Source organism: Rahnella perminowiae (assembly GCF_019049755.1).
Taxonomy (GTDB): Bacteria; Pseudomonadota; Gammaproteobacteria; order Enterobacterales; family Enterobacteriaceae; genus Rahnella; species Rahnella perminowiae.
This window is the reverse complement of record NZ_JAFMOS010000405.1, coordinates 1-7,871: the sequence shown is the minus strand read 5'-3', so window position 1 is coordinate 7,871 and position 7,871 is coordinate 1. Positions and strand designations below refer to the sequence as shown.

Genomic DNA, 7,871 nt, shown 5'->3' with positions numbered 1-7,871 from the left:
CGGGTGATGTTGTCAATTAAACTGAGGGTGAAATCTAAATCAGCCATTAATCGCCTTTAAACGCCAGGGCAATGCCATTTGCTACAGCAATGCGGTGATATTCCCAATGCCGGTTATCCAGCCACACGGCGCGGGCTAAATTTTCGGGTTCGTCATTTTCATGCGGTAAATAATGGCGGCGTAATATCAGGTATTGTTCCAGCCCATTACTTTCAATGGCGCGCACCCGCGCCGTTAGTTTTTTAGTTCGATATCCAATTTCGGTGCGAACTGGTCATTCACGAAACTGACGATTTGCAGCGCAGAACCGGGGATATCCAGAATAGTGTCCAGCGCTTCTTTGCAGTCAGCGGAAACAATGCGGCGCAGATAATTATTTGCCGGTGCCATTTTGTTATCCATCGCCATTTCATTAATGAATTTGTTATAGGCGACGGTATTCGGTTCAAATGTCAATTCGGTGCCATTAACCGTTAGTGTAATTTTGCTCATTGTCTTATTTCCTTCCGTTGGTTTATTTCATCGACTAATTGATTATGACGTGCCGCGCAGTCTGCATATTGCGGCGTTAAGAGTAATAAGGGTTTAGCAATATCTTTCCCTGTTACCCCGTTAATGCGCGGCAGTGTTTCCGGGCATTTGGTTAACAGATTTTCCTGATAAGGCACGTTCGGCTTTGTCGGCGGCGGCGTTGTACAGGCTGACAAAATCAGCGGACACGCAAACATTGGTAAACACCGGCTTAACCACTTCCGTGCGGATTTCCACGGGCTGCGCATGTCGCAACGCCTCCAATTTATCTTCCAGTTTGCGGCCTGATTCGCTGGCCACCTGCTCACCGGCCACGCGGGAGGCTTCCCCCGCCGCGTGCGCGGCATTACTGATAGCCAGTTCCAGGCTATCGCTGTACCAGGTATTCACCTGCCAGCCCGCTGCGAACGCAGCCAATAACGCCAGGGTGGCAATCACCAGCTGCTTGCCCATCATTTCACCCCGTTGTGTTCCAGGCTGAAATGGTTGCCGTCCGGGCGGGTTTTGAATCGCCCGCCCCACACACCGCCCAGGGATTCCCAATATTCCCCCAGCGGTTTATAGGCTTCGGTACTGGTCTGGTATTGGCCGTTGATGAACAAATTAAAGTCCACCGCCAGACGCTGCGTGTGTAAGCTATTGGCAATGCCCGCGCCGCTTTTGGCATTCAGCTTGGCCTGTTCCGGCGTGCGGTAGGCTTCGCCAAAGGTCAGGCGGTAACCATGGGTTCCAGCCCATTCGATCAGCTGGCCAATCAGTTGCACAAACAATTGCTGTTTTTCACTCAATGTCATTTCAGCTTTCCTTTCCCTGGTAAATAACGACTTCCTTTTTTGCGTAGCCAGATCTCAACCGCCTGGTGGCCAGCAATCCCCAGCGCCGCCCCCAACCCGGCAATGGCCAGCGGGGAAATATCGGGGATCCAAATCAGCGCGGCGGCCGCCACCATTGAGGTGGCCGAACCCAAGATAATGCGGCCAAAAAACAGCTTTCCGGTCATGGGTTCACTGCTCACTAACATCTGTCCCAGGGCAATGAGTGCGCCCAGCAGGATCAGACTCAACAAACTTTTTTCGTGCTCTTGCATCCCTGCGTTGTCCTTATCCAATCAAGTTGCGCGTGTCTTCATCTTCCAGATACGGCACGCCGTTAATCGACACAAATTGCGGGCTGGTGACAAAGTATTTAATTTTGTGGCTCAGCGTGCTGCCGCCCTTCGGATCGTTATCCAGCAGGTTGCTTAACACTAACTTGCAGCCAAAGGCTTCAATTTTCAGTTCTTCATTACCGGCCTTGGCGTAGAACATGAGATCCACCGGTTCGATGCCGCGCCACGAACCGGCACGGCGTGCAATCGCGGTCAGCTGCGTCAGCACTTTGGTGGAGACTTCAATTTCCCCCTCGGCCGCTACATCCCCGGACACATGACCATCAGGAATGCCCTGGGTTTGTGCCGCTGCCGTGTTGTCAGTGATATCTAAACTGACCTTTTCAATGTGAACCAGGTCACCGTCAATGCGCACATCCGTGGACTGGCCTGAAATACGTTTCATCGTTAATCACTCCCTGAAAGACTGGTGTCCAGCATCAAACTCACCGTGATGCCTTTCGGGCATTCATACGGACGGATCACGATATACACCGCCACTTTGGTGGCTGACAGCCAGGTGATCGTCACGTCCCCATCCTGCGGCGGCTTCACTTCGCCTGGGAAGGTAATGCCGTTAATCTGACTGGCCACCGACATGGTGCGCAGCACCTTGGCGAAATACGCCTGGTGCGCGGCAATGCTGGACGGCGTGCTGTTCAGTGAGCGATCCGCAATTTTCGCAATCGCCTGTAAACGCACACGCCGGGCGGCTTTGTCGGCAATACGCAGAGATTCAATCACCTGGTAATCGCCCCCTTCGGCATCGAGCGTTAACCCATCTGCCCAGTAATACCCGTCATAGTCGGAATACCACATCGGCACGCTGAAACGCTGTGCCTGCAAGGCTTGCAGGGTGGCCAGCTCTAATGCCGCGCCTTTTCCATCAACCGGCCATTCATCACTGCCCAGGGACACCAGCGCACCGGTTTGCACCCGCGCCGGACTGTCAGCAATGGTCACCGCACGGCTGCACAACCGACCGGCCAACACGCCAGGCTCATGCCCGAACAGGCGCGGCACCAGTTGCACGGACGGTGCTGCAATCTGTGCCTGCAATGCGCTGACGCGGGTCAGATAATCCGGCCAGGCTTCATCGTCCTGCGGCGGTTGTACTGACAAGATGAACCACTGCCAGCGTGAAAATTTAGCCAGCAAAGTGGCACGCAGTTCCGCCGCTTTGTTAATGGGGGTTTTCGTGGCGATATCGTCGAGCAACACCACCCCTTCAAATGAACCCACCGCCTGCGCCGCCAGGACAGCATCCACCCAGGCGTTTTCCTCGCCATCCTCGGCAAGCACATGCACAAACCCGTTCCAGTTGGATCCGGCGTTGAGCATGGCAGCAAGGACGTTACTTTTTAAAACGCTGTCACCCGCGCCCAGCAGCGCATCAAAATCACTTTGGGTATTCACCGCCAGCGTTTTGCCCGCGTTGGTTTTCCCCGTACCGACATAGAGCACTACGCGCTCAATCTCGTTTGTTTCACCTTGCAGCTGGTTGACCTGATTAATATCGACCGTTGGCCACGCCATAACTTCCCCTTAGTGTCCTGCGTCTGCGCCAAACCCGATGCCCTGGAGTTGCCGCGCTAACGCTTTATTAAAATCGTCTTCCGTGATGCCCAGGAAAGGACGGGATGGAACATCGACTGACCAGGACGCTTTCGCTGCTTTCCCCGATAATGTTCGGATCAACAGCCCGGCTTTGGCCATCGTCATACCTTCCTGAATTTCTTTGAACGGCGGCTTTCGCCAACGCTTACCTTTTTTAACCTTGTACCCCAGCGCCCGCAGGCGTTTGGCCTGCCTGAGACTGGCGGGCAAACTCTCCGCTCGGCCTTTGCGCTCCACCTGGCGACGGCTGACCGTCACGCTCATGCCGTGTTGCTGGGCATAACCCACCGTTCCCGCCGCCACCGTCTTTTTGCCGTTGCGGTAACCGCCGCCGCTCAGGTATACCCGTACCCCGTCGATTTCCGGCATTTCCCGGATATGCAGCAGCTTTGGCATATTGCGCAGCATCTTGCCTTTGCGCTTCGTCTGGCGTCCCTGCCATTTCTGGCCATCCGGGCTTTGCTGATTTCTGACGTTGCGTTTCGCAGCGGGGATCAACCCGTACTTGGCTAAACGCCACATCAGTTTTTTCCGTTTCGCCGGGGGCAATTCCATTGCCGCCAGCTTTTTGCGCAGCGCCTTAAGCTGTTCCCGGTCTAATGCGCCCCGGATAATCATTTATCACTGCCAAGCTTCGCGCCCTGTTCGTCCACCCCATACACCAGGGCTTCACTGGCAAACCAGATGGTCGGATCGGCAAGTCGCCACAGCACCCCATCCAGGGGAATATTGCCTTTGTCGTCCTTCACCAGGTTTAACGCTTCCACCATCGGTAACGTAATAACCACCACGGCGGTTTCCTCATCCACCAGATCGATATCAAAATCAGGTAACTCGGTATCTATGCCGAATTCTTCAAACAGATCCCGGTCAGATTCCATCAACCACACCAGCAGCAGCGCCGCCAGATTGCGCGGGTCATACAGCCGGTACGGGAATCTGTCCCAGGCTAAAACCGCGTTGTAGCGGATCACCGCCAGGCGGTACTGCTCCAGTCCTAAATCCCGTTGCGCGGGGATAAAACTCAGTTCATCCATATAGCTGGAAAAACCCGCCCCCTTGAATGTCCTGGTGGGCATACTTTGGGTGACGAACGTACTCAGCGCATCTAACTGGCTCATATCTTCCTTACCGTTACGCGGCGCAATCCTTTGATTGCCCGGATGATGATCGAACCCTCGGCCAGTAACCCGGCGCGGGTCTCTTCACTTTCCTGCCCTGGGTGCGACTCCCTGCGCCCCTGGCTTGCGAACTCTGCGATCAAATCGGCCTTTGCGCGGGCAAACACTGCTTTTTTATAACGAGCACAAAGCAGGTTTTCGCCAGGGCGACCGATACCCGGCACCGCGCTGGCCTGGCCAAATCCCTTGGCCAAGTAACCATCCTTGACGGTCTGCAACAGGTCATTCACTTCCCCGGCCGCCGTCAGCAGCGCCGTGGCCACTGTCCCGGCGTCTACATCGGCGGGTATGCTGCGCTGTTCCTGGAAATCCGCCAGATTCAAATCTGGCCAAAATCCGTCATTCGTTAACGGTTCATCCTGGTAATCAATCGGCGTTCCGCTAAACATAAAATTCTCCGTAAGAAACGGGCAGACCGGGATCCACGGTACATAACCCAAGGGTATTACCTTCCCCGCGCCCGTTCCGGCTTGCGGTAGTCTTTACTTACTCAGTGATCGGATACGGGCGGCAATTTGTTTTCGCATCGTTCCCACGCCACACTGTGAATGCAGCTTTTCGGCCGTGGCCAGCAGACCATCCACGCTTTGCAACAGCGCTACATCCTCGGTGGCCGTGGCACGCGGTACGCCTTGTTCGTCAAACAACTGACGCATACCGGCGAACTTGAACCACTTGGCCTGGATCACTTCATACAGCTTCCACTTTTCCGCCACATCGGTAAACGTGCGGGAAAAATAAGGCTCAACAGGGTGGCCATCCCTGGCCTGTACTTCCGCCCATTTCAGGACGGTATCCGCCACAAAGGTGGGGAAATTGCTTTTCAACTCTGGCGGGGTTTCCTGTCCCTGCTCGATGGCGATATCCGCCAAATTAAGCGCGGCGTCCATGTCGCCCACGTCAAAAAGCCAAATCACACACCATGCCAGGATCGGATTACGGTACACCTCGCCGCCATTCAGGTACTTTTCAACGGTGGGCATCCATTTTGGTAATAATTCATCACGCTTTAACGCCACCTTTTGCGCCAATGTCAGCCCGTGCAACATATCAACATCGTTGGCCAGCGCCGCACTCAGAACATGCAAGCTGTCTGCCCCTTCCAGTGCCTGGCGTTGTCTTAACTTCGTTTCTGCCGCTATGCGGGCATTGTGTCGCTGCGCGGGTGACAGGCTCATGTTTACTCTCCGCCTACGGGTTCGGATGGCTCGGCAACGGTGCCGATGGTCACGGCGGATTCATCGATCGCCGCATACAGTTCCGGGTATTCCACCGCGTAACCTTCATTGCGCAGGTACTTGTTTTCGTACTGCTTACGGTCTTCAACAAACTCCGCTTTACGCTGGCGGGTATTACGCTGCGTATAGATGTGCAGGTTCGCGAGCGTGGTCACCACCATGCGCTTACCCGGCATAAATGGCGGAATAATGGCCTGACGCCCGGCAATGGAGTCCTGCAACATCTGCGCGGCGATTTTCTCGCTTGGACGGTCAGCCGCCTGATACAGTCGATACTGTTCAGCCGCCACAAGGTCAGCACCCACCAGCACCACCAGGCGTGGATCGTTGCGGTATTCCTGCGGAATTTTGGCGTTGATAAGGTCTGACGCCATCGCATCCAGTGACTTGTAATCACCGTTCTGATCCAGCGTGACCGCATCGGTCATGATTTGTTTTTCGCGAATTTTGCGAACAATTTCATGCCAACCGATATTCACATCTTCGCCGTTCGGGTTCTTTTCATAGTCCGTTGAGGTTTCAACGGTCTTGCCGTTAAAGCCAATACGCAACATATCCAGGGCAAAGGTCTGGGTAGTAAACGCGGTGACGCGCTGGAAAAATTCTTCCTCAGAACCGGCATTTGCCCAGATGGAAAGCAGATCCCAACGCAGCGCGGCGCAGGAGTCGGTTTCAACCAATTTGTATTCATTACCCGACACACCGACGTTACGACGGAAACGCCCATCAGCAATACGGCCGGTATGCAGACCGGATGCACCCACGCTGACCACCTGGCCAGAAAGCTGGTCAACATCAGCCACGGTGATCCAGTTCAGGAAATCCGAACTTTCCAGCAGCGCATCACGCAGCTGCGTTTCCTTCGGATCAGACAGTGAGAAGTAATTGCTTTCCTCGCCACCGTCCAACCCGTTTGCCGCCGCAAGTCCCGCGCCGAATTGCTTTAAAAAGCCCCGCGCTTTTGCATTTAAAATCATTATTTACTCATCCTTAATCGCTACTCAGCGGTTAATGTTTTTCCCTGGCGAAAGCCTTATAAATGCTTATAAGAACTGGAACGGTTTGCGTGAACCCTTCGGATTCTTACTCGGCAACGTGGTCACCTTTTTATCCAGCTTGCTAAATTTGCTGACGATATTCGGCAACTCTTCACGCAAGCGGGCGAATTCTTCCGTATCCACCACGTCTTTCACGGTTTCAACATCGGTCTGAATATCTTCAACGGTTGAATCCGTTGCTTCCGTTTTTGTTTCCAACGCAGTGATACGAGATTCCAACGAAGCAACTACCTCGGCCAGCGCCTGTAATTTATCGCCGTCCTGGGGAATTTCTTCCTGTGCCGGTGTTTCGTCTTCAATACTGAAAAGGCTGCGCCATTTCGATTTATTTTTGTCCTTCCCTGCCATGTTAATTTCCTTAACTTCGTTAATTACCAGCGGATTACTATTACCGATAAAGTAATTGTCTTTCCGCTTATTAAATCGCATTCGCGTAGTGCCTACGCTTGCGGGTTCATCTGTAACGCCCAGCCCTTCAAGGTAATAACGGCCGGTTCCGCGAAAGTTGCCATCAGGCGTTAATTCCACTGACGTGAATAAAAGCTTTCCGTTCCGATTCGCCTGTACCAGTTCAGTGGAAGGACACAACCGGGCATAGAGCTTTACTAATCCTGAGTCATCTTCGCTTGCCGCAACGTCCAGAACTTCACCGGCATTACCGCACCAGCGCTCATGCTCTGGCCAAAGCAGTGCGGTATACATATTTTTTGGGTCATATGTTTCCGCCGCGTCAATTAACATATCCCTGGTTAAAAAACGCTTATCAACCGTTTCCCCTTCGGTTGCGATACAGAGCCAATTCGTCATTAAATGTGAATCTGACATACCGGAATTAACCTCCGTTGTTTCCGTGAAATGCAGTATCGCCAATAATTACCCCCGCCGCATTAAGCAGAATTCGGATATAACCCTATATCCGATTGCATCAGATATTTACTTAACGAAATAGCCGAAACATCCCCGCATAATTGCCGAATGGCTAAATACACAGACGAACTAAAAGACGTCGCACGCGCTTTATATTTGCGCCGTGCCACGCCAAAGGAAATTGCTCAGGATTTAAATCTGCCGAATGCGCGGATCATTTACTACTGGGCGC

At 53.5% G+C, this 7,871-nt stretch carries 15 protein-coding genes; 1 reads left to right on the top strand and 14 read right to left on the bottom strand.

Annotated features, from left to right (window positions below; genetic code table 11):
- Nucleotides 1-46 precede the first annotated feature (46 nt).
- From J1785_RS05745 to J1785_RS05685, 14 genes are all read right to left on the bottom strand, one after another.
- The gene (locus J1785_RS05745) at nucleotides 47-226 is read right to left on the bottom strand and encodes a DUF6890 family protein (RefSeq protein ID WP_129952928.1); all 180 of its coding nucleotides are present in this window, start codon (nucleotides 224-226) and stop codon (nucleotides 47-49) included.
- 8 nt (nucleotides 227-234) lie between these two features.
- A complete protein-coding gene (locus tag J1785_RS05740) occupies nucleotides 235-492 on the bottom strand; it encodes a putative phage tail assembly chaperone (RefSeq protein WP_129952929.1) in 258 nt (85 codons plus the stop codon).
- Nucleotides 489-728, bottom strand: a complete 240-nt coding sequence (gene lysC, locus J1785_RS26675; protein ID WP_238483093.1) for an Rz1-like lysis system protein LysC — start codon at nucleotides 726-728, stop codon at nucleotides 489-491. The genes J1785_RS05740 and lysC overlap by 4 nt, the downstream gene beginning before the upstream one ends.
- A complete protein-coding gene (locus tag J1785_RS05735; protein ID WP_217218998.1) occupies nucleotides 613-987 on the bottom strand; it encodes a hypothetical protein in 375 nt (124 codons plus the stop codon). The genes lysC and J1785_RS05735 overlap by 116 nt, the downstream gene beginning before the upstream one ends.
- The gene (locus J1785_RS05730; RefSeq protein WP_217218997.1) at nucleotides 984-1,325 is read right to left on the bottom strand and encodes a M15 family metallopeptidase; all 342 of its coding nucleotides are present in this window, start codon (nucleotides 1,323-1,325) and stop codon (nucleotides 984-986) included. Before J1785_RS05730 ends, J1785_RS05735 begins: the two co-directional genes overlap by 4 nt.
- Complete coding sequence (locus tag J1785_RS05725; RefSeq protein WP_129952933.1) at nucleotides 1,322-1,618, bottom strand: phage holin family protein; 297 nt, start codon at nucleotides 1,616-1,618, stop codon at nucleotides 1,322-1,324. Before J1785_RS05725 ends, J1785_RS05730 begins: the two co-directional genes overlap by 4 nt.
- A gap of 13 nt (nucleotides 1,619-1,631) precedes the next feature.
- On the bottom strand, nucleotides 1,632-2,084 hold the full coding sequence (locus tag J1785_RS05720; protein WP_129952934.1) for a phage protein: 453 nt from the start codon (nucleotides 2,082-2,084) through the stop codon (nucleotides 1,632-1,634).
- 2 nt (nucleotides 2,085-2,086) lie between these two features.
- A complete protein-coding gene (locus J1785_RS05715; RefSeq protein WP_217218996.1) occupies nucleotides 2,087-3,214 on the bottom strand; it encodes a DUF2586 domain-containing protein in 1,128 nt (375 codons plus the stop codon).
- Nucleotides 3,215-3,223: 9 nt separating this feature from the next.
- Complete coding sequence (locus J1785_RS05710) at nucleotides 3,224-3,913, bottom strand: hypothetical protein (RefSeq protein ID WP_217218995.1); 690 nt, start codon at nucleotides 3,911-3,913, stop codon at nucleotides 3,224-3,226.
- Nucleotides 3,910-4,416, bottom strand: a complete 507-nt coding sequence (locus J1785_RS05705) for a phage tail protein (protein WP_129952937.1) — start codon at nucleotides 4,414-4,416, stop codon at nucleotides 3,910-3,912. Before J1785_RS05705 ends, J1785_RS05710 begins: the two co-directional genes overlap by 4 nt.
- Nucleotides 4,413-4,865, bottom strand: a complete 453-nt coding sequence (locus tag J1785_RS05700; protein WP_119261221.1) for a head completion/stabilization protein — start codon at nucleotides 4,863-4,865, stop codon at nucleotides 4,413-4,415. Before J1785_RS05700 ends, J1785_RS05705 begins: the two co-directional genes overlap by 4 nt.
- Before the next feature lie 93 nt (nucleotides 4,866-4,958).
- On the bottom strand, nucleotides 4,959-5,654 hold the full coding sequence (gene gpM / locus J1785_RS05695) for a phage terminase small subunit (RefSeq protein WP_217218994.1): 696 nt from the start codon (nucleotides 5,652-5,654) through the stop codon (nucleotides 4,959-4,961).
- Nucleotides 5,655-5,656: 2 nt separating this feature from the next.
- Complete coding sequence (locus J1785_RS05690; RefSeq protein WP_129952939.1) at nucleotides 5,657-6,691, bottom strand: phage major capsid protein, P2 family; 1,035 nt, start codon at nucleotides 6,689-6,691, stop codon at nucleotides 5,657-5,659.
- A 66-nt stretch (nucleotides 6,692-6,757) separates the two neighbouring features.
- Nucleotides 6,758-7,597 carry a GPO family capsid scaffolding protein gene (locus J1785_RS05685; RefSeq protein WP_217218993.1) on the bottom strand — a complete coding sequence of 280 codons (840 nt, stop codon included), beginning with the start codon at nucleotides 7,595-7,597 and terminating at the stop codon, nucleotides 6,758-6,760.
- 150 nt (nucleotides 7,598-7,747) lie between these two features.
- Here J1785_RS05685 and J1785_RS27000 point away from each other — a divergent pair.
- The coding region (locus J1785_RS27000; protein ID WP_217218999.1) for a terminase gpP N-terminus-related DNA-binding protein at nucleotides 7,748-7,871 on the top strand (124 nt) is incomplete at its 3' end.